The following is a 21083-nucleotide window of genomic DNA, read 5'->3' as shown; positions in this document are numbered from 1 at the left end:
TTGCTGTCTTGCGTTTCCGACTCTATCAGACCGTTTCCGGCTCCGATTTCCTCGGTGCTTTCCAGGTTCCCGCTCTCGCGTTTCCCTTTCCGGCGAATCCGACTTTATCAGAAAGTCTGAGTCGGATTTCCCGCCCCTCCCGGGGTGGTCCGGACACGTGATCGATCCGGGTTCCCGTTCTGGCGGAGCCGTAAACGTACTGGAGCGGAGCGCCCCGACGCAAATCGAGGTGCTCCGCTCCGGGTTCTCATGTACGCGAGGCTCAAACCTCGACGACGACCGGCAGGATCATCGGCCGGCGGCGGTAGGTGTCCGAGACCCACTTGCCCAGCGTGCGGCGGATGAGCTGCTGCATCTGGTGGGCCTCGACCACGCCGTCCTGGGCCGAGCGTTCCAGTACCTCGACGACCTTGGGCAGGACCGCGTTGAAGGCCGAGTCCTCGATGCCCGAGCCGCGGGCCTGGATGTGCGGGCCACCGGTGATCTTGCCCGTGCTGGTGTCCAGCACCACGAAGACCGAGATGATGCCCTCGTCACCGAGGATCTTGCGGTCCTTGAGCGTGGGCTCGCCGACATCGCCGACCGAGAGGCCGTCGACGTACACGTATCCGGCCTGGACCTTGCCGGCGATTCTGGCCTTGCCCTCGACGAGGTCCACGACCACGCCGTCCTCGGCGATCACGATGCGGTCGTGCGGGACGCCGGTCAGGGCGCCCAGTTCGGCGTTGGCGCGCAGATGGCGCCACTCCCCGTGGACCGGCATCAGGTTCCGCGGCTTGCAGATGTTGTAGAAGTACAGGAGCTCACCGGCCGAGGCGTGGCCCGAGACGTGCACCTTGGCGTTGCCCTTGTGGACGACGTTGGCGCCCCAGCGGGTCAGGCCGTTGATGACGCGGTAGACCGCGTTCTCGTTGCCGGGGATGAGCGACGACGCCAGGATCACCGTGTCGCCCTGGACGATGCGGATCTGGTGGTCCCTGTTGGCCATCCGCGACAGGGCCGCCATCGGCTCGCCCTGGGAGCCGGTGCAGACGAGGACGATCTCGTGTTCCGGGAGGTCGTCCAGGGTCTTGACGTCCACCACCAGGCCCGGCGGGACCTTCAGATAGCCGAGGTCGCGCGCGATGCCCATGTTGCGGACCATCGAGCGGCCGACGAAGGCGACCCGGCGGCCGTACTCGTGGGCGGCGTCGAGGATCTGCTGGATGCGGTGCACATGGCTGGCGAAGCTCGCCACGATGATCCGCTTGCTGGCTCCGGCGAAGACCTGGCGCAGGACGTTCGAGATGTCCCGCTCGGGCGGTACGAAGCCCGGGACCTCGGCGTTCGTGGAGTCGGAGAGGAGGAGGTCGATGCCTTCCTCGCTCAGTCGGGCGAAGGCGTGCAGGTCCGTGAGGCGGCCGTCCAGCGGGAGCTGGTCCATCTTGAAGTCGCCGGTGTGGACGACCATGCCCGCGGGGGTGCGGATGGCGACCGCGAGGGCGTCCGGGATGGAGTGGTTGACCGCCACGAACTCGCATTCGAAGGGGCCGATGCGTTCGCGGTGGCCCTCCGCGACCTCAAGGGTGTACGGGCGGATGCGGTGCTCCTGGAGCTTCGCCTCGATGAGGGCGAGGGTCAGCTTGGAGCCGATGAGCGGGATGTCCGGCTTCTCGCGGAGGAGGAAGGGGACGCCGCCGATGTGGTCCTCGTGGCCGTGCGTGAGGACGATGCCCTCGATGTCGTCGAGGCGGTCCCTGATCGAGCTGAAGTCCGGCAGGATCAGGTCGATGCCGGGCTGCTCCTCCTCGGGGAAGAGCACGCCGCAGTCGACGATCAGAAGGCGGCCGTCGTACTCGAAGACCGTCATGTTTCGGCCGATCTCCCCGAGGCCCCCGAGGGGGGTGACCCGCAGGCCCCCCTGGGCCAGCTTCGGCGGCAGACGGAGTTCCGGATGCGGATGACTCAAAAGACTCTCCTCACCATGCGCGCCACGTACCTGGCAGGGCACGTGGCGCGCATGACGTTCGTGCAGTAGCAGTTGTCTGGGGAATGCGGACGCCGGGCCCGCGTGGTCGTACCTATTCAGTTGTGAAGTCTGTGGTCAGAGCTGTACCCCGCCGGCAGCAAGATCGATCTTGAGCTGCGCGGTCTCCTCGGGCGACAGGCCGATCATGGGCAGACGCAGCGGCCCGGCGGGCAGGCCCTGGAGGGCGAGCGCGGCCTTGCTGGTCATGACGCCCTGGGTCCGGAACATGCCGGTGAAGACGGGGAGCAGCTTCTGGTGGATCTCGGTGGCCTTGTGGACGTCGCCGCTCAGGTACGCGTCGATCATGGTCCGGAGTTCGGGGGTGACCATGTGGCCGACCACGGAGACGAAGCCGACCGCGCCCACGGACAGCAGCGGCAGGTTCAGCATGTCGTCGCCCGAGTACCAGGCGAGGTCGGAGTTCGCGATGGCCCAGCTGGCGCGGCCGAGGTCGCCCTTGGCGTCCTTGTTGGCGACGATGCGCGGGTGCTCGCCGAGACGCACCAGTGTTTCCGTGTTGATCGGGACACCGCTGCGGCCGGGGATGTCGTAGAGCATCACGGGCAGTCCGGTGGCGTCGGCGATCGTCGTGAAGTGCTGGTACAGGCCCTCCTGCGGGGGCTTGTTGTAGTACGGCGTCACGGTGAGCAGGCCGTGTGCGCCGGTCTTCTCGGCAGCCCGGGCCAGTTCGATGCTGTGGCGGGTGTCGTTCGTGCCGACGCCGGCGACGACGTGGGCGCGGTCGCCGACGGCCTCGACCACGGCTCGTACGAGATCCGCTTTCTCCGCGTTGCTGGTGGTCGGGGACTCGCCCGTGGTGCCGTTGACGATCAGGCCGTCGTTGCCTGCGTCCACCAGGTGGGTGGCGAGCCGCTGCGCGCCGTCGAGGTCGAGTGCGCCGTCCGCCGCGAAGGGCGTGACCATGGCAGTGAGGACCCGCCCGAAGGGGGTCTGCGGAGTGGAGGTCGGAGCCATGGGTAACACGCTACTCGCTGCTCACCGTGCGGTCTGCCCTCGGGGGAGGCGACAAGTCAGGACAAAGATGGAGCCCGGCACTGCCTGCTCGGGGGTTCAGGCAGTGCCGGGTCCCTTTGATCAGGCTAGATGAACTTCTCGAAATGCCGCAATACGGACACTTCACTCGACGACCCGTACAGATGTGCCCGGCGGACCCGACCGCCTGAGGGCCGGGCGGCCGGGGCGGCTACGGGGCGACGCGCCCGTTGGCGTTGAAGGCGGCGTAGGTCAGGGGCATGAGCCGGGCCCACTCCTCCTCCATCTTCTCGCCGACCATCTCGATCTCCCGCTGCGGGAAGGACGGGACCCTCGCCTGCTCGTGCTGGGTGCGCAGGCCGAGGAAGTGCATCAGCGAGCGGGCGTTGCACGTCGCGTACATCGAGGAGAACAGGCCGACGGGGAGGACCGAGCGGGCGACCTCACGGGCCACTCCGGCGGCCAGCATCTCCTGGTACGCCTCGTACGCATGGCGGTACGAGTCCTCCATGACGCGGCCCGTGAGCTCGTGCTGGGCCTGGGTGCCCTCGACGAAGACGTACTTGCCGGGGCGGCCCTCCTGGACCAGCTTGCGGGACTCGCCCGGCACGTAGAAGACCGGTTCGAGCTGCCTGTACCGGCCCGACTCCTCGTTGTACGACCAGCCCACCCGGTGGCGCATGAACTCGCGGAAGACGAGGATCGGGGCGCTGATGAAGAACGTCATCGAGTTGTGCTCGAAGGGGCTGCCGTGCCGGTCCCGCATCAGGTAGTTGATCAGGCCCTTCGAGCGCTCCGGGTCCTTCCGCAGCTCGTCCAGGGACTGCTCGCCGAGAGTGGAGACGCGGGCGGCGAAGAGCACGTCGGAGTCGGAAGCGGTGTGCTTCACCAGTTCGACGGTGACATCGCTGCGGAAGCTGGGCTTGAGGTCGTCGGCGGGGGTGTCGGTCACGGCGTGGAGGGTCCTTCCCAGTACTGGCTCGGGCGGCGACCACTTTACGGCCCGGCACCGACAAGGGGGCGTTCGGTGCGGTGCTGCGACATTCGGCTGCGAAGTTCTGCGAAGCCGGTGAAACAGGGCACCCTTTGCGGCGCTCGCTCGTCTGTATTGATGACAGTGATTCGTTCGAGTCCGAAGAGGAGAAGAGCGCCCCATGCTCCGCCGGCGTGAGCCCGTACCGTTCGCCTTCGTCGCCGAGGCCGACAGGTTCCGCAGCAATGTCGCTCCCCCACCGCGTCGCCGTGCCTCCGCCGCGGAGCTCGCCGGCCGATGGCTGATAGGGCTCACCGTGGTCGCGGGCCTCGTGGGCTCCCTGCTCCTGGGGCTGCCGGCCCTGGAGGCCGACGTCTCCCCCGCGCACACGCAGCAGTCGGACGCGTCCCAGGGCCGCTGACGCGCCGCCACGGGCCCGATGGCCTGGGCAGTACCCCCATGGACCCCCGCGGGTGGTGGGCGGAGATCCGTCTGGGTAGCCTCACCGGGCACAGCCCATGCGTGGATTGAGTAAGGATCAGTCGTGCCCCTGCCCTTTCTGACCGCCGACCGCGCTTTCGACGAGGCGGGCGAGGATCTCGCGCTGCCGTTCGACGACCGCGACCAGTGGCGGCGTCCCTACCGGCCCGGCCCGTGGCGGGTCGGCGCGGCAGCCCTTCTGCTGCTGCTCGCGTCGTACGTGCTGTTCGCGGCGGTCATCATCGCGGCCGCGGGCAACGCCTCGGGAGGCGGAGTGTGCCTGGCACTCGCCGTGCTGATCATCGCGTGTGCCCTGCGCCTGCTGCGGATGGGCGCGTGGGTGAGCGCCTACGGTCTGCGCCGGGTCCGGTTCTTCACCACGACCACGACCCCGTGGACCCAGATCGCCGTGGTGCGGACCGTGCAGCAGCCGGTGCGCTGGCTAGGTCTGCCGCGGACGGTGCAGGGACAGGCGCTGGTGCTGCTGCGCGTCGGACAGCTCGGTGACGCGCCGACGCCCCTGCTGACCACGCACAACGCGGACTTCCTGAGCCGTCCCGACGCCTTCGACCGGGCTGCGGACAGTGTCGAGGTGTGGGCGGACGAGTACCGGCCGCGCGCCTGAGGGGTGGTACGACGGAGGGCCCGGCCGCCTGGAGGTGGCCGGGCCCTCCGTCGTACCACCCCTCAGGTCCGCACGGGCTTTCCGTCGTGCAGGGCGATCGCGTGCTGCATCGCCCTGCGGGCCCGCGGGGTGTCGCGGGCGTCGTGGTAGGCGATGGCCAGCCGGAACCAGCTGCGCCAGTCGTCGGGGGCGTCCTCCGTCTCGGCCTTGCGCCGGGCGAAGACCTCGTCGGCCGAGTCGCGGTCGATGCGGCCGGCCGGGGTGCGCTTCAACTGGTCGACGGGCAGGCCGCCTTCGGCGTCCAGTTCGGCGGCGAGCCGGTTGGCCCGCTGGACGAACTGGGTGTTCTTCCAGAGGAACCAGACGCCGATCAGCGGCAGGACGAGGACGGCGGCGCCGAAGGCGACGGTGAGCGGCGTGCCGTGCTGGATCAGCATCACCCCGCGGGTGCCGACGAGGACGAAGTAGACGACCAGGACGGCGGCCGTGACGGCGTACGTGATCTTCGCGGTCATGGCGGTTACTTCAGATCCAGGAAGTTTTCCAGGCCGAACGTGAGGCCCGGGGTGTCCACGACGCGGCGTACGCCGAGCAGGATGCCCGGCATGAAACTGCTGTGGTGGAGCGAGTCGTGACGGATCGTCAGGGTCTCGCCCTCGCCGCCGAGCAGTACCTCCTGGTGTGCCAGCAGGCCGCGCAGCCGGACCGCGTGCACCGGGACGCCGTCTACGTCCGCACCGCGGGCGCCGTCCAGGGCCGTCGCCGTGGCGTCGGGCTGCGGGGCGCTGCCCGCCCGCTGCCGGGCGGCGGCGATGAGCTGGGCGGTGCGGGTGGCGGTGCCGCTGGGGGCGTCCACCTTGTTCGGGTGGTGCAGCTCGATGACCTCGACCGACTCGAAGTAGGGCGCGGCCGTCTGCGCGAACTTCATGGTGAGGACCGCGCCGATGGAGAAGTTCGGGGCGATGAGCACGCCCGTGCGGGGTGACGCGGCCAGTGCCGTGTCCAGCTGTGCGAGGCGGTCGTCGGTCCAGCCCGTGGTTCCGACCACGGCGTGGATGCCGTGGCGTACGCAGAAGTCGAGGTTCTCCATGACCGAGGCGGGAGTGGTCAGTTCGACGACGACCTGGGCGCCCGCCTCGGTCAGGGTCTCCAGTGCGTCGCCCCGGCCGAGTGCGGCCACCAGCTCCAGGTCGGCGGCGGCCTCGACGGCCCGTACCGCCTCTGATCCGATACGCCCCTTGGCGCCGAGGACCGCCACGCGCAGCTTGCTCATGTTCTTGCCTTCTTGGTCGGGGACTTGGGCCGGGACGTGCGCCGCTCTACGCGACGGCTTCGTGCAGCCGGGACGCCTGCTTGTCCTTCAGCGGGCCGATGACCGACAGCGAGGGCCGCCGTCCCAGGATGTCGCGGGCCACTTCCCGGACCTCGTCCGGGGTGACCGACGCGATGCGGGTCAGCAGGTCGTCGACGGACATCTGCTCGCCCCAGCACAGTTCGCTCTTGCCGATACGGTTCATCAGCGCGCCGGTGTCCTCGAGGCCGAGGACCGTGGAGCCGCGGAGCTGACCGATGGCGCGCTCGATCTCGTCGTCGGGCAGGCCGTGCTCGGCGACCTGGTCGAGTTCGTCGCGGCAGATCTTCAGCACGTCGTGGACCTGGCTCGGACGGCAGCCCGCGTACACGCCGAAGAGGCCGCAGTCGGCGAAGCCCGAGGTGTACGAGTACACGCTGTAGGCCAGGCCGCGCTTCTCGCGGACCTCCTGGAAGAGGCGGGAGGACATGCCGCCGCCCAGGGCGGTGTTCAGGACGCTCAGGGCCCAGCGGCGCTCGTCGGTGCGGGCCAGGCCCGGCATGCCGAGGACGACGTGCGCCTGCTCGGTCTTGCGGCCGAGGAGTTCGACGCGTCCGGCGGTGCGCAGGGTGCGGGACCCGTCGCGCGGGGCGATCGGGGTGGCGTCCTGCCGCTGGAGCGCGCCCGCCTTCTCGAAGGCGGCACGGACCTGGCGTACGACCTTGTTGTGATCGACGTTGCCCGCGGCGGCGACCACGAGGTGGGTCGGGTCGTAGTGCTTCTTGTAGAAGCGCCGGATGCGGTCCGCGGTGAGGGCGTTGACCGTGTCGACCGTGCCGAGGACCGGCCGGCCGAGGGGGCTGTCGCCGAGCATCGTGTGCGCGAACAGGTCGTGCACGCAGTCGCCCGGGTCGTCCTCGGTCATCGCGATCTCTTCGAGGATCGCGCCGCGCTCGACGTTCACGTCCTCCTCGCGGATCAGTGAACCGGTGAGCATGTCGCAGACGACGTCGATGGCGAGCGGCAGATCGGTGTCGAGCACGCGTGCGTAGTAGCACGTGTACTCCTTCGCCGTGAACGCGTTCATCTCGCCGCCGACCGCGTCGATCGCGGAGGAGATGTCCAGGGCGCTGCGGGTGTGCGTCCCCTTGAAGAGGAGGTGTTCCAGGTAGTGCGTGGCGCCGTTCAGAGCCGGCGTCTCGTCGCGCGAGCCGACGTGCGCCCAGATGCCGAAGGTGGCGGAGCGCACGGAGGGCAGGGTCTCGGTGACGATGCGCAGACCCCCGGGGAGGGTGGTCCTGCGGACCGTACCGATACCGTTCTCGCCCTTGATCAGGGTTTGGGTACGGGCGACGGCCCGCGCCTCCGAGGAGGTGCGGGCCGTCGCCTTGGAGCTACTCGACGTCACTTGTCCGTGTCGTCCTTCTTCTCATCGTCGCTGTCGCCTTCGCCCTCGATCACGGGGATGAGGGAGAGCTTGCCGCGGGAGTCGATCTCGGCGATCTCGACCTGGACCTTGGAGCCCACGGCCACGACGTCCTCGACGTTCTCCACGCGCTTGCCGCCGGCGAGCTTGCGGATCTGCGAGATGTGCAGCAGTCCGTCCTTGCCCGGGAGCAGCGACACGAACGCACCGAAGGTCGTCGTCTTCACGACGGTGCCCAGGTAGCGCTCGCCGACCTCCGGCATGGTCGGGTTGGCGATCGAGTTGATCGTGGCGCGCGCGGCCTCGGCCTGCGAGCCCTGCTGGGCACCGATGTAGATGGTGCCGTCGTCCTCGATCGTGATGTCGGCGCCGGTGTCCTCCTGGATCTGGTTGATCATCTTGCCCTTCGGGCCGATGACCTCACCGATCTTGTCCACGGGGATCTTGACCGTGATGATCCGCGGGGCGTTCGGGGACATCTCGTCCGGCGTGTCGATCGCTTCCATCATCACGTCGAGGATGTGGAGGCGGGCGTCACGGGCCTGCTTGAGGGCCGCGGCCAGGACGGAGGCCGGGATGCCGTCCAGCTTGGTGTCGAGCTGGAGGGCGGTCACGAACTCCTTGGTGCCGGCGACCTTGAAGTCCATGTCGCCGAAGGCGTCCTCCGCACCGAGGATGTCGGTGAGGGCGACGTAGTGCGTCTCGCCGTTGATCTCCTGGGAGATCAGGCCCATGGCGATACCGGCGACGGGGGCCTTGAGCGGCACACCGGCGTTCAGCAGCGACATCGTGGAGGCGCAGACCGAGCCCATGGACGTCGAGCCGTTCGAGCCGAGGGCCTCGGAGACCTGGCGGATCGCGTAGGGGAACTCCTCGCGCGTCGGCAGGACCGGCACGATGGCGCGCTCGGCGAGGGCGCCGTGGCCGATCTCGCGGCGCTTCGGGGAGCCGACGCGGCCCGTCTCACCGACGGAGTACGGCGGGAAGTTGTAGTTGTGCATGTAGCGCTTGCGGGTCACCGGGGAAAGGGTGTCCAGCTGCTGCTCCATCCGGAGCAGGTTCAGCGTGGTGACGCCCAGGATCTGGGTCTCGCCACGCTCGAACAGGGCGGAGCCGTGCACGCGCGGGATGGCCTCGACCTCGGCGGCGAGCGTACGGATGTCCGTGACGCCGCGGCCGTCGATGCGGACCTTGTCCTTGATGACGCGCTCCCGGACCAGGGCCTTGGTCAGCGAGCGGTACGCGGCGGAGATCTCCTTCTCGCGGCCCTCGAACTGCGGGAGCAGCTTCTCGGCGGCGATCTCCTTGACGCGGTCCAGCTCGGCCTCGCGGTCCTGCTTGCCCGGGATGGTGAGCGCCTGCGACAGCTCGCTCTTGACGGCGGCGGTCAGGGCCTCCAGGACGTCGTCCTGGTGGTCGAGGAAGACCGGGAACTCGCCGGTGGGCTTCGCGGCCTTCGCGGCGAGGTCGGCCTGGGCCTTGCAGAGCACCTTGATGAAGGGCTTCGCGGCGTCCAGACCGGCGGCGACGACCTCCTCGGTGGGCGCCTCGGCGCCGCCCGCGACGAGCTGGATCGTCTTCTCGGTGGCCTCGGCCTCGACCATCATGATCGCGACGTCGCCGTCCTCGAGGGTGCGACCGGCGACGACCATGTCGAAGACGGCGTCCTCGAGCTCGGTGTGCGTCGGGAACGCGACCCACTGGCCGTTGATCAGCGCGACGCGGACGCCGCCGATCGGGCCGGAGAAGGGCAGGCCGGCCAGCTGCGTGGACGCGGAGGCGGCGTTGATCGCCACGACGTCGTACAGGTGGTCGGGGTTGAGCGCCATGATCGTGGCGACGACCTGGATCTCGTTGCGCAGGCCCTTCTTGAAGGACGGGCGCAGCGGGCGGTCGATGAGGCGGCAGGTGAGGATCGCGTCCTCGGAGGGCCGGCCCTCACGGCGGAAGAAGCTGCCGGGGATCTTGCCGGCGGCGTACATCCGCTCCTCGACGTCCACCGTGAGGGGGAAGAAGTCGAGGTTGTCCTTGGGCTTCTTCGAAGCGGTGGTGGCCGACAGCACCATGGTGTCGTCGTCCAGGTACGCGACGGCGGAGCCGGCGGCCTGCTTGGCCAGGCGGCCCGTCTCGAAGCGGATGGTGCGGGTGCCGAAGGAGCCGTTGTCGATAACGGCCTCGGCGTAGTGGGTCTCGTTCTCCACTAGCGTTTTCTCCGATACTTTTCGTCTTTCGTCCCGGCCTGCCCGTGTGGCAGGGGGACGCTTCTGCGGAGAAGCGCGCCTACTCGTGCGGGCCGGTCTTCGATCGAAGCTCCCGGGTTCCCATTCCCCCGGGGGCCACTACCGAGGACCGGCGGCGGCGAGGTGCGCTTTTCCTCGTGTCGTACGGGTCGTACGGGTCGTACGGGTCGTGCGGTGTGGCGTGACGGCCGTGCGGCGCTGTGCGCCGGCGCGGTGCCACGCTGTGTCCTGCGTATCGCGTTGTGCCACCACACTACAAAGGGGTGGTGACACTCCGCACGTACAGCAAAGGGAGCGGCCCCCTCAGAGTGGGAACCGCTCCCTCCACGGCGTCTTACTTGGCGCCCGCCGCACCGCGGCGGATGCCCAGGCGGTCGACCAGCGCACGGAAGCGCTGGATGTCCTTCTTCGCCAGGTACTGCAGCAGACGACGGCGCTGACCGACCAGGATCAGCAGACCACGACGGGAGTGGTGGTCGTGCTTGTGGGTCTTGAGGTGCTCGGTCAGGTCCGAGATACGGCGCGAGAGCATCGCGACCTGCACCTCGGGAGAGCCTGTGTCGCCCTCCTTCTGACCGAACTCCGTGATGAGCTGCTTCTTCGTAGCGGCGTCGAGCGGCACGCGTACTCCTCGTAGTCTTCGTCGATGGCCACCGAGTGCCCCTGGTCCACTTCTCAGGGGAGCTTCCGTAACTCGGGAGGCGGGGATCCGCTGGGCGCGTCCTCCAGAGCCCGCGAGGGCTGTCCGGGGGTGCGTACACATACGGCCGTCACACAGCGTACCAGGGGGTGAGGGCCCGGCCGACCGGGGTCTGCGGAGTCCGGGGAGGCCAGGGGGTGCCCCAGTAGGGTGACGCGTCAGGTCGGGTTCGTTCGTCTGGAAGGGGTCGCTTCGCCATGGCCGAGGCAGAGGACAAGGACGTCAAGGCGCGCAAGGAGCGGGAGAAGGACGAGCTCTACGCCCTCGACATCTCGGGGGTCGAGTGGCAGAGCGCGCCGGGCACGGAGGAGCACGAGGAGCGGGTCGAGATCGCGTACCTCCCCGGTGGCGCGGTGGCCATGCGGTCGTCCCTCGACACCGGGACCGTCCTGCGGTACACGGAGGCGGAGTGGCGGGCCTTCGTGCTGGGCGCGCGGGACGGGGAGTTCGACCTGGAACCGATGCCGCACGACGGCTCGGCCGCGGCCGAGTAGCACGACAGCTGCCCGGCGGCAGCGGTACGGCAGCACAGGAGAAGGGCCGGCGGCACGGATGCCGCCGGCCCTTCGTGCTTTGACGCTCTTTGTCCACTTTGCCTTTCGCACAAGGCAGTTCGTACGCCACCTCTGGGCAGGCTGTGACGTACTGGGCGGGACCGGAGGGGTGGACGGGCCTGCCGTGGGGGTGGTTGCGGTGATTAGGCTGGGGTGGGCGCGGCAGCAGGACCCGTGGACGGGACCGCCGCGTCACAGGGGGATCCGGGGCGGATCGGAATGCCACGGACGACGAGAACGGTCGCCCCGAGCTCGGTACGAGGGTGCTCGACCACACCAGGAGGAATTGTGAACAGCGATCGGGACGGGATCCGCGGGGGCTGGGCCACACCCGGCGATGACCAGTCCGACGCGGAGTCCGCCGTCGAGACGACGGGCGAGTTCACCATCGACTACGCCCCTCCCGCCTGGTACACGCAGAACGCGTCGGGCGGTTCGGACGCGGCGTCCCCGGCCGCCGAGGCGGACGAGACGGACGAGCCGGAGGAAGAAGAGGCGGCCGCGGAGGCGGAGCGGAGTGCGGGCGATCCGAGCGGCACGGTGCCCGTGGCCCCGCAGGCTCCGGTCGCGCCGTCCTTCGGCCCTCGGCTTCCGGGGGTGCCCTCGTTCGGTCCCGGGGCTCCCTTCACTCCGCCGGCCGCGGCTCCCGTCCCTCCCGTCGGAGGACCGGTCGCCGTTCCGAAGCTGCCTGTGGGCAGTGGGTACGAGCCGCAGGGCGGCGCTCCCGAGGCGCCGAACCGCGGTACGGGTGGGCCTGCCGTCGTGCCGGACCTGCCGAACCTCGCGGGGCAGCAGGGGCAGTGGACCCCGCCCGTCGCGCCCCCCGCCCCGCCGGTCGCGCCCCCGGCTCCCCCGGCCGACGTACCGCCGGTTCCCCCGGTCGATGTTCCGCAGCCTGCGCGGGCCCACGGTGAGGCCGAGGGCGGCAGCGGGGACATCGAGAGCGGCGCCACGATGCGGATCTCCGCTGCCGCCCTGAAGCGGGAGGCCGCGGAACGGGCCGAGGCCGAGGCACGGCCCGCGCCGGAGCCCTCCGGTCCGGCGGCCGGGGCTCCGGTCCAGGACGAGGCGGCCGCCTCCGACGACGTCCCGGGCGCCGATCACGTCGGGGACGGCACCGACGCGGAGATCGTCCAGGTCGCGTTCGGGCGCCAGTCCGAGGACGACGACCACGTGGACGACGGCGCCGAGGAGGCGGGAGAGGCCGGGACGGCCGAGGGAGCCTCCCCGCAGGACGCGCCCGCGCCGTCCGTCACCGCCGACGGGAACGGACACGAGGACGAGAGCGAGCACGCCGACGCGGCCGGGGGCGGAGGTGGCACCAGGGACGGGGACCGGGGCGAGGTCGCTGAGACGTTCGCGGAGGTCGTCGAACCGCACCCGGTTGACGACACCGCACAGAACTCCGACGACGCCCCCGGCGATTCCCTACCCGTGACGGACTCCGGGCCGCAGGACGCGCCGCCCGCGGCGAGCGGGGACGAGCCCCACGACGCGCAGCCCCAGGACGTCGGACCCGAGGACGTCGGACCCGAGGACGCCGGGCCCGAGGACGCGGCACCGCGGGACGCCGTACCGGAGCCCGCCGCGGACGTGGCCGACGCCGTGCGGGACACGCCTCCCGCGTGGACCCCGCCGCCGCTGCCGCAGGGCGGACTGCCTCCCCTGCCGCCGTCGTACCAGCCCGCCGCTCCCGCCACGGCCGGCCAGTGGCCCACGTCGGCGGAGGGTGAGGGCGGACGGCCGCAGGCGGAGACCCCGGCTCAGCCGCCCGCGCCGCCGCAGGGGCAACCGTTCCAGCCGCAGGCGCCGCAGCCGTCACCGCCGGCCTGGCCCGCCCATCCCGGCACGCCCGGTGCGCCCGGCACGCCCGAGGCCCCCGCTGCCGCTGCCGCTGCCGCTGCCCCCGAGAGTTCGTCGGCCGTCCCGGCGTCCTCGCCGACCGCCGAGGCATCGGCTCCGGCGCCCGTCACCGGCGCTCCGGCGGCTCCCGGACAGCCGGGCGGTTACGGATTCCCTCAGTTCAGTGCTCCGGGTACGGCTCCGGCGCCGCAGGACGGCGTTCCCGGTACCGCTCCGGCGGCGGCGCAGGCGGCCCCGGGTCTGCCGCACCCGCAGCAGCAGCCGCAGGCCGGCTTCCCGACCGCGCCTCCGGCGCAGGGCCCGGTTTCGGGTCCGGCCGCCTCGGGTTCGGGTCCTGGCCCAGGTCCCCAGGGCGGCGGATACGGCTTTCCACAGTCCGGGCCCGCCGCCCCACAGCCGACTGCCGCGCAGCCCGCTCCGGCCCAGCCGGTCCAGCAGGCACCGGTCCAGCAGGCACCGGTCCACCCAGCACCGGCTCAGCCCGCTCCCGGCCAACCGGCGGCTCAGGCGGCCCCGGCGGCTCCCAACATGCCCGCGCAGGCTCCCGGCCAAGGGTTCCCGCAGCCCGCGGCTCCGGCCCAGAGCGTGCCCGCCCCTGCCCAGCAGCAGGCGGGTCCCGCCTTCCCCCAGCCGGGCGCCCCGACCCCGGACGTGCCCAACTCGCCGGCCCCGCAGCCCGGTTACGGCTTCCCGCAGCCCGGCACGCCCGACCCGGCTTCCCACCCGGCCGCGCAGCCCGGGGGTTACGGGTTCCCGCAGCAGCCGGCCGCGCAGGCGCCCCAGCCTCCCGCGCCCCGGTCCGCCGCGCAGCCGTTCCCCCAGCAGGGCCAGCCCTACCAGCCGCCCCAGTCCCAACCTCTGCCGCCGTCCCAGCCCCAGCCGGAACAGCAGGCGCCCGTCGATCCCCGTAGCGGCACCGCCTGGCCGCAGCCCGTGCAGCACGATCAGCGCCAGCGCACCAACCCGGGCGCGCCACTCGGCTACACGGCGGCCGTCGAGCTGTCCTCGGACCGGCTGCTCAACAACAAGAAGCAGAAGGCGAAGAGCGGCCGGCCCGCCGCCGTTTCCTCCCGGTTCAAGATCGGGGGAAAGAAGGAGGAGGCAGAGCGGCAGCGCAAGCTCGAACTGATCCGCACGCCGGTGCTGTCCTGCTACCGGATCGCCGTCATCAGCCTCAAGGGCGGTGTGGGCAAGACGACCACGACCACCGCCCTCGGCGCCACGCTGGCCACCGAACGGCAGGACAAGATCCTCGCCATCGACGCCAACCCGGACGCCGGTACGCTCGGCCGCCGGGTGCGCCGCGAGACCGGGGCCACCATCCGTGACCTCGTCCAGGCGATCCCGTACCTCAACTCGTACATGGACATCCGGCGGTTCACCTCACAGGCGCCGTCGGGACTGGAGATCATCGCCAACGACGTCGACCCGGCCGTGTCCACGACGTTCAACGACGAGGACTACCGGCGCGCTATCGACGTGCTCGGCAAGCAGTACCCGATCATCCTCACGGACTCCGGTACGGGCCTGCTCTACAGCGCCATGCGCGGTGTCCTCGACCTCGCCGACCAGCTCATCATCATCTCGACGCCGTCCGTCGACGGGGCCAGCAGCGCCAGCACGACGCTGGACTGGCTCTCGGCGCACGGTTACGCGGACCTGGTGTCGCGGTCCCTCACCGTCATCTCCGGGGTGCGCGAGACCGGAAAGATGATCAAGGTGGACGACATCGTCAGCCACTTCGAGACGCGTTGCCGGGGCGTGATCGTCGTCCCGTTCGACGAGCACCTGGCGGCGGGTGCCGAGGTCAATCTCGACATGATGCGGCCGAAGGTGCGTGAGGCGTACTTCAACCTGTCGGCGCTGGTCGCGGAGGACATCGCGCGGCACCAGCAGTCGCAGGGACTGTGGACGTCGGACGGCAACCCGCCGCCGGTCGCCGCCCCGCCGCTGCCCGGCCAGCCCCTTCCTGGCCGGCCGCTTCCGGGTCAGCCCGACCCGTCCGTGCCGGGGCAGCACTACCCGGGTCAGCACTACCCGGGCCAGCCGGTGCCGGGCGGACAGCAGCCGGGGCAGTTCCCCCAGCAGGGCCAGCCCGCGCAGCCGGGACAGCCGTACCAGCCGCCGCAGCAGCAGTCGCCGCAGCCGCAGCCCGGCCAGCCGTACCCGCAGCACGGAGCCCCGCCCCAGCAGCCCGGCGGTTACGCGCAGCCTCCGCAGCACCAGCCGCACCAGCAGCCCGGGCATCCCCAGCCGGGCGCACCCTTCCAGCAGCCCCCGGCCGCACCCGCGCCGGGCCAGCCCTTCAACCCCAACGCATTCGCACCCGGCCAAGCTCCGAATCCGGCTCCGGCTCCGGCTCCGGCTCCGGCTCCGGGGCAGCCGTTCCAGCCGGGCGGGCCCCACCAGCCCCCGCAGGCCGACCAGGGCGGCGAGGACTCCCAGGGGCAGACCCCTCCGCCCCCGCCGCCCCACCAGTAAGCGACCGCGCAGGTCATCCGTACGGCCGAATCGCCGGCCGTCGTCGCCTGCCGAGGGCCCGCCCCGTACCCACCCGGCGCGGGCCCTCGGCATGTCGTCGGACGGGTCCGCGCGCCCGGTGCCGAAACACCGCCGTACCAGCCCTGTTCCGCGCCGCCACTCTCCGACCAGGCGCTCTTCACCGGACTGGACCAATGTCCGTGAAATCCGGGTCAACTCGTTATTTCCGCAGGCCACATGGGGTACACCGGCCGTTGACGCATGCCGACCGGCGCTGATAGACACTCACATCAACCCGGCCGCGGTCACCGGAGCGAACAGCCGACAGCCCATCTCCGTGCGAGTGATGACGTGAGGTCAGCGAGCCATGGACACACACGACCAGTACGGCACGAAGGGCACCGTCCGCCGACTCCTCGCGGTCGCGGGCGCCGCCGCCCTCACCCTCACGGTCGGTTTCGTGACCCCGCTCAACCCGGCGCCCCAGCAGGCCGAGGCGGAGAGCGGCAGACAGGTCCTCACGGTCGCGGTGGCGCAGAGCGTCGACTCGCTCAGCCCGTTCCTGGCGGCGCGGCTGGTCAGTACGAGCTTGCACCGGCTCACGTACGAGTACCTGACCAACTACGACCCGAAGGACAACCACGCGGTCCCGGGTCTGGCCACCAGGTGGGAACCCTCCGCCGACAAGCTGACCTGGACCTACACCATCCGCGACAACTCGAAGTGGTCGGACGGGAGGCAGGCCACCGCCGAGGACGCGGCGTGGACGTTCAACACGATGATGACCGACGAGGGCGCGGCCACCGCGAACGGCAGCTTCGTCGCCAACTTCGAGAAGGTGACCGCGCCGAGCCCGACCGAACTGGTCATCCGGCTGAAGAAACCGCAGGCCACGATGGCCGCGCTGGACGTGCCGATCGTGCCCAAGCACGTCTGGGAGAAGGTCGACGACTTCTCGAAGTTCAACAACGACAAGGACTTCCCCGTCGTCGGCAACGGCCCGTTCGTCCTGACGGGATACAAGGCCGACAGTTACGTACGGCTCAAGCCCAACAAGTCGTTCTGGCGCGGGGCTCCGAAGTTCGACGAGCTGGTCTTCAAGTACTACAAGGACGGTGACGCGGCGGTCGCGGCCCTGCAGAAGGGCGAGGTGTCGTTCGTCTCCGGCCTGACCCCCGCACAGGCCGATGCGCTGAAGAGCCAGGAGAACGTCACCGTCAACGACGCGCCCGGCCGCCGCTTCTACGCACTGGCCACCAACCCTGGCGCCCGTGCGAAGAACGGCCAGAAGTTCGGCGACGGTCATGAGTCGCTGCTCGACCAGAAGGTCCGCCGGGCACTGTTCATGGCCGTGGACCGCCGGACCGTCGTCGACAAGGTCTTCCAGGGACACGCGGAGGAGGGCGAGGGCTACATCCCGCCGCGCTTCGCCCCGTACTTCTGGAAACCGGCGGACGGCCAGCGGATCCCGTACGACCCGGACGGGGCGGCCCGCCTCCTCGACGAGGCCGGGTACCGGAAGAACGGTGACGGCAGGCGGGTCGGGAAGAACGGCAGACCGATCACCTACCGCGTCCTCTGCCACGCGACCGACCCGCAGGACAAGGCGGTCGGGAAGTACCTGCAGGAGTGGTGGGGCAAGCTCGGCATCGGTGTCTCGCTCGACTGCCGGGACAACGTGAGCGACCCGTGGCTCGCGGGTGAGTACGACCTCGCCTTCGACGGCTGGTCCGTCAATCCGGACCCCGACTTCGTCCTGTCCATCCACACCTGCGCGGCCCTCCCGGCGACGCCGAAGGACATCGGCGCGACCGACAACTTCATCTGCGACAAGAAGTTCGACGAGCTGTACGGCCGGCAGCTCGCCGAGTACGACGCCGCCAAGAGGGCGGACATCGTCAAGCAGATGGAGTCGCGGCTGTACGACACGGGGTACATGAACGTCATGGCGTACCCGAACGCGGTGGAGGCATACCGCACGGACCAGATCGCGTCGATCACGAGGATGCCCGAGGCCGCGGGCAACATCTACGGCCAGGACGGCTACTGGAGCTGGTGGTCGGCGACTCCGGCCGCCTCCGGCGAGTCCTCCGACGACTCGAGCCCGACAGGCGTCATCATCGGCATCGTCGCGGGCGTCGTGGTCCTCGCGGGTCTCGGGGTGTTCTTCGCGATGCGCCGCCGCGCCACCGCGGAGGACCGCGAGTAGGACCCCTTGTCCGACCGTGCGGCGCACCGCCGCATCAGCCGAGCGTGGCCGAGCGACGAGAGCCGTTCATGACCGCTGGGATGAGAGCCGTTCATGACCGCTGAAGCGACACCCTCGCTGGTCGGGAGGACCGGTGGTCCGGCCGGGGCCGGGCCGCCGGCGGGCCGCGGAGCACGGGGACGCGGCACCGCGTACCCCCGGTACGTGGCCGGGAAGCTGGGCGGCGCGGCCGTCTCCCTGCTCGCCGTCCTGGTCACCAGCTTCTTCCTGTTCCGGCTGATCCCGGGCGACCCGGTGAAGTTCATGACGGGCGGTCGCCAGGTGTCGACCGAGCAACTGGGCGCCTACCGGCGGGAGTTCGGGCTGGATCTGCCGCTGTGGGAGCAGTTCACGGACTACTGCGGCAAGGCGCTCACCGGTGACCTCGGCACCTCGTACCAGTTCCGGGCGCCGGTCATCGACAAGATCAGCGAGGCGCTGCCGAACACACTGCTGCTCACCGGCACGTCGTTCGTCCTCTACACGGCGATCGGCGTCTTCCTCGGCACCCGGGCCGCCTGGCGCAACGGCGGCCTCGGTGACCGCCTGCACACCGGTCTCGCGCTGACCCTCTACTCGATCCCGTCGTTCTGGCTGGGCCTGCTGCTGATCATCGTCTTCTCGGTCGGGGTCGGGCCGGTCCCGGGCCTCTTCCCGACGGGCGGCATGGAGTCCGGCGGCGAGGAGGGCTTCGCGTACGTCCTGGACGTCGCCCATCACCTCGTCCTTCCCGTCGTGACGCTGGTGGCGGTCGAGTACGGGCAGACGTTGCTGGTCACTCGCTCGGCGCTGCTCGACGAGATGGGCAGCGACTATCTGACGACCGCGCGGGCCAAGGGGCTGCGGGACGATCTGGTACGCCGGCGTCACGCGGTACCGAACGCGCTGCTGCCGACGATGACGCTGGTCGCCATCAACCTCGGCCGGACCGTGGCCGGCGTGATCCTCGTCGAGACGGTCTTCTCCTGGCCCGGTCTCGGCGGGCTCTTCTACCAGGCGCTGAGCGTGCCCGATCTCCCGCTGGTGCAGGGCCTGTTCTTCGTCTTCGCCGCCGCGGTGATCGTGATGAACACCCTCGCCGACCTGGTCTATCCCCTGCTCGACCCCCGGGTGGCCCGATGACGACGACAGACCCGGACGAGCCGATGACGACGGGCCCGGACGAGCCGGTGACGTCCCGGCCGGTCCCGGCGAAGGCCGGCCCCCGTTCCCTCGCGCGCCGGCGCCGGCGCGCCTCCGCCGCCCGGTTCTGGGCACGGTACCGGGCCCATCGCTCCGGACTCCTCGGGCTGGGCGTGCTCGCGCTCTTCGCCCTGGTCGCGCTCACCGCACCGCTGACCGTCGGCTCCGACGTGCAGAGCGTGACCGAGGCGCCGGGGCGGCCCATGGAGAGCCCGAGCGCCGACTTCCCGCTGGGCACCGACCAGTTCGGGCGCAGCCTGCTCGGGCTCGTGGTGTGGGGGTCGCGGGTCTCGCTGCTCGTGGGCCTTCTCGCGGCCGTCCTCTCGGTCGCGATCGGCGCGCTCATCGGCATCACCGCCGGTCACTTCCGCGGCTGGTTCGCCACGGTGATGATGCGGATCACGGACTGGTTCCTGGTCATGCCGACGCTGGTGCTCGCGATCGTGCTCGCGACCGTGCTGTCGCGGTCGCTGGGCACGATCATCCTGGCGATCGGTGTCACGACCTGGCCGACGACGGCCCGGCTGGTGCGTGCGCAGACCCTCGCCGTGGAGTCACGGCCGTACATCGAGCGCGCGAAGGCCCTCGGCGGCGGGCACTGGCACGTGATGTCCCGGCATGTGCTGCCCAATGTCATGCCGCTGGTGCTGGCCCAGACCACCCTGATCATCTCCTCCGCGATCCTCGCCGAGGCGACACTCGCCTTCCTCGGCCTCGGCGATCCGACGGTCGTCTCCTGGGGCGGTCTGCTGCAGGACGCGCGCGAGGCGGGTGCGGTGAGCGCCGGGAAGTGGTGGTACCTCGTGCCGCCGGGTGTGGCGATCGCCGTCGTGGCCCTCGCGTTCACGCTGTGCGGCCGGGCCGTGGAGTCCGTCCTCAATCCCAAGCTGGGGGTGACGCGTTGAGTGCGCCGACCGCACCGCGCCTGCTGGAGGTGCGGAACCTGCAGGTGACGTACGCGGGCGGGGTGGCCGCCGTGCGCGGCGTGGACCTCACCGTGGACGCGGGCCAGAAGGTCGGCATCGCGGGCGAGTCCGGCTGTGGCAAGTCCACGCTGGCGCTCGCGCTGCTGCGGCTGCTGCCGGCCGGTACCCGGGTGAGCGGGGAGGTACTGCTCGACGGCGAGGACGTCCTGACCATGAAGTGGGGCCGGGTACGGGCGGTCCGGTGGGCCGGTGCCTCCATCGTCTTCCAGGGCGCGATGCACTCGCTGAACGCCGTGCACCGCGTCGGGGACCAGATCGCCGAGCCGGTCCTGCTGCACCAGAAGACCACCGCGGCGGCGGCGCGGCGCAGGACCGGCGAACTCCTGGAGCAGGTGGGTCTGCCGGCGGCGCGGGCGTCCGCGTACCCGCACGAGTTGTCCGGCGGACAGCGGCAGCGCGTGATGATCGCCATGGCGCTGGCCTGTGGTCCCCGGCTGGTCGTCGCCGACGAGCCGACCACCGCGCTCGACGTGATGATCCAGGCGCAGATCCTGCGGCTCGTGCAACAGCTCGTCTCCGAGCAGGAACTCGGCCTCGTCATGATCAGCCACGACCTGGCGGTCCTGTCCGACACCTGCGACCGGCTCGCGGTGATGTACGCGGGGCGGGTGGTCGAGGAGGGGCCCGCCCGGCAGGTGTACGAGGACGCCCGGCATCCGTACGGGCAGGCGCTGTCGGCGGCCTTCCCGCGGATCGGGGACCCCGCGTCCCGGTTCGCGCCGCGCGGGCTGCCCGGAGATCCGCCGGACCCGGCCGCGCTGCCGTCCGGCTGCACGTTCCACCCACGGTGCCCGGTGGCACTGGACACGTGCGCCGTAGAGGACCAGCCGCTCCGCCCGACCACTCCGTCCCACCGAGCGGCCTGCGTACACGCCGCTCCGGCGGCTCCGGCGGCTCCGGCGGCTCCGGCGGCTCCGGCGGCTCCGGCGGCTCCGGCGGCTCCGGCCAGCCTTGCGGACTCTGCGGGGTCGGCGGGCCCGGCGGGTCCCGCGGGGTCGGCGGGGTCGGCGGGGTCGGCGGGGTCGGCGGGGTC

General features: G+C 70.9%; 15 protein-coding genes and 1 pseudogene. 8 read left to right on the top strand and 8 right to left on the bottom strand.

The genetic code is table 11. From position 1 onward, the window contains the following. Positions 1-262 precede the first annotated feature (262 nt). The 3 genes from ACFYXC_RS24840 to thyX form a co-directional block, all read right to left on the bottom strand. Positions 263-1948 carry a ribonuclease J gene (locus tag ACFYXC_RS24840; RefSeq protein WP_388926751.1) on the bottom strand — a complete coding sequence of 562 codons (1686 nt, stop codon included), beginning with the start codon at positions 1946-1948 and terminating at the stop codon, positions 263-265. A 135-nt stretch (positions 1949-2083) separates the two neighbouring features. Then, positions 2084-2983 carry a 4-hydroxy-tetrahydrodipicolinate synthase gene (gene dapA / locus ACFYXC_RS24835; RefSeq protein WP_389554078.1) on the bottom strand — a complete coding sequence of 300 codons (900 nt, stop codon included), beginning with the start codon at positions 2981-2983 and terminating at the stop codon, positions 2084-2086. A gap of 229 nt (positions 2984-3212) precedes the next feature. Further along, the gene (thyX, locus tag ACFYXC_RS24830) at positions 3213-3953 is read right to left on the bottom strand and encodes an FAD-dependent thymidylate synthase (RefSeq protein ID WP_388926757.1); all 741 of its coding nucleotides are present in this window, start codon (positions 3951-3953) and stop codon (positions 3213-3215) included. A gap of 202 nt (positions 3954-4155) precedes the next feature. On the opposite strand from thyX, the gene ACFYXC_RS24825 reads away from it, so the two are divergent. Both ACFYXC_RS24825 and ACFYXC_RS24820 read left to right on the top strand, forming a co-directional pair. Next, entirely contained in the window at positions 4156-4395 is a 240-nt protein-coding gene (locus tag ACFYXC_RS24825) for a hypothetical protein (protein WP_388926760.1), read from the top strand. A 123-nt stretch (positions 4396-4518) separates the two neighbouring features. Beyond that, the gene (locus ACFYXC_RS24820; RefSeq protein ID WP_388926762.1) at positions 4519-5079 is read left to right on the top strand and encodes a hypothetical protein; all 561 of its coding nucleotides are present in this window, start codon (positions 4519-4521) and stop codon (positions 5077-5079) included. 62 nt (positions 5080-5141) lie between these two features. On the opposite strand, the gene ACFYXC_RS24815 is transcribed toward ACFYXC_RS24820, so the two are convergent. The 5 genes from ACFYXC_RS24815 to rpsO form a co-directional block, all read right to left on the bottom strand. Then, complete coding sequence (locus tag ACFYXC_RS24815; RefSeq protein ID WP_388926765.1) at positions 5142-5594, bottom strand: hypothetical protein; 453 nt, start codon at positions 5592-5594, stop codon at positions 5142-5144. A gap of 5 nt (positions 5595-5599) precedes the next feature. Further along, a complete protein-coding gene (gene dapB / locus ACFYXC_RS24810) occupies positions 5600-6352 on the bottom strand; it encodes a 4-hydroxy-tetrahydrodipicolinate reductase (protein WP_388926768.1) in 753 nt (250 codons plus the stop codon). A gap of 46 nt (positions 6353-6398) precedes the next feature. Continuing rightward, positions 6399-7778: a M16 family metallopeptidase gene (locus tag ACFYXC_RS24805; RefSeq protein ID WP_389554077.1), complete on the bottom strand. Its 1380-nt coding sequence runs from the start codon at positions 7776-7778 to the stop codon at positions 6399-6401. Continuing rightward, positions 7775-9997, bottom strand: coding sequence for a polyribonucleotide nucleotidyltransferase (locus ACFYXC_RS24800; RefSeq protein WP_389554076.1), 2223 nt, complete (start codon positions 9995-9997; stop codon positions 7775-7777). Before ACFYXC_RS24800 ends, ACFYXC_RS24805 begins: the two co-directional genes overlap by 4 nt. Before the next feature lie 373 nt (positions 9998-10370). Continuing rightward, positions 10371-10658, bottom strand: coding sequence for a 30S ribosomal protein S15 (rpsO, locus tag ACFYXC_RS24795; protein WP_020128575.1), 288 nt, complete (start codon positions 10656-10658; stop codon positions 10371-10373). 275 nt (positions 10659-10933) lie between these two features. Between rpsO and ACFYXC_RS24790 the strand changes: the two genes are divergently transcribed. From ACFYXC_RS24790 to ACFYXC_RS24765, 6 genes and pseudogenes are all read left to right on the top strand, one after another. Next, positions 10934-11230 carry a DUF397 domain-containing protein gene (locus ACFYXC_RS24790; protein ID WP_389554075.1) on the top strand — a complete coding sequence of 99 codons (297 nt, stop codon included), beginning with the start codon at positions 10934-10936 and terminating at the stop codon, positions 11228-11230. A gap of 348 nt (positions 11231-11578) precedes the next feature. Then, positions 11579-15634, top strand: coding sequence for an SCO5717 family growth-regulating ATPase (locus tag ACFYXC_RS24785; RefSeq protein WP_389554074.1), 4056 nt, complete (start codon positions 11579-11581; stop codon positions 15632-15634). A 367-nt stretch (positions 15635-16001) separates the two neighbouring features. Further along, a complete protein-coding gene (locus ACFYXC_RS24780; protein ID WP_389554073.1) occupies positions 16002-17843 on the top strand; it encodes an ABC transporter substrate-binding protein in 1842 nt (613 codons plus the stop codon). A gap of 93 nt (positions 17844-17936) precedes the next feature. After that, the gene (locus ACFYXC_RS24775; protein WP_389554072.1) at positions 17937-19004 is read left to right on the top strand and encodes an ABC transporter permease; all 1068 of its coding nucleotides are present in this window, start codon (positions 17937-17939) and stop codon (positions 19002-19004) included. A gap of 23 nt (positions 19005-19027) precedes the next feature. Further along, the gene (locus tag ACFYXC_RS24770) at positions 19028-19969 is read left to right on the top strand and encodes an ABC transporter permease (RefSeq protein ID WP_388926807.1); all 942 of its coding nucleotides are present in this window, start codon (positions 19028-19030) and stop codon (positions 19967-19969) included. Further along, positions 19966-20958 (top strand): annotated as a pseudogene (locus ACFYXC_RS24765) (ABC transporter ATP-binding protein); the annotation flags it as partial. The gene ACFYXC_RS24770 and the pseudogene ACFYXC_RS24765, both read left to right, overlap by 4 nt. Between the last annotated feature and the right edge of the window lie 125 nt (positions 20959-21083).

Source organism: Streptomyces sp. NPDC002701 (assembly GCF_042889045.1).
Lineage (GTDB): Bacteria > Actinomycetota > Actinomycetes > Streptomycetales > Streptomycetaceae > Streptomyces.
Note: the sequence above shows the minus strand (reverse complement) of the source record. Positions and strands in the feature narration are given on the sequence as shown.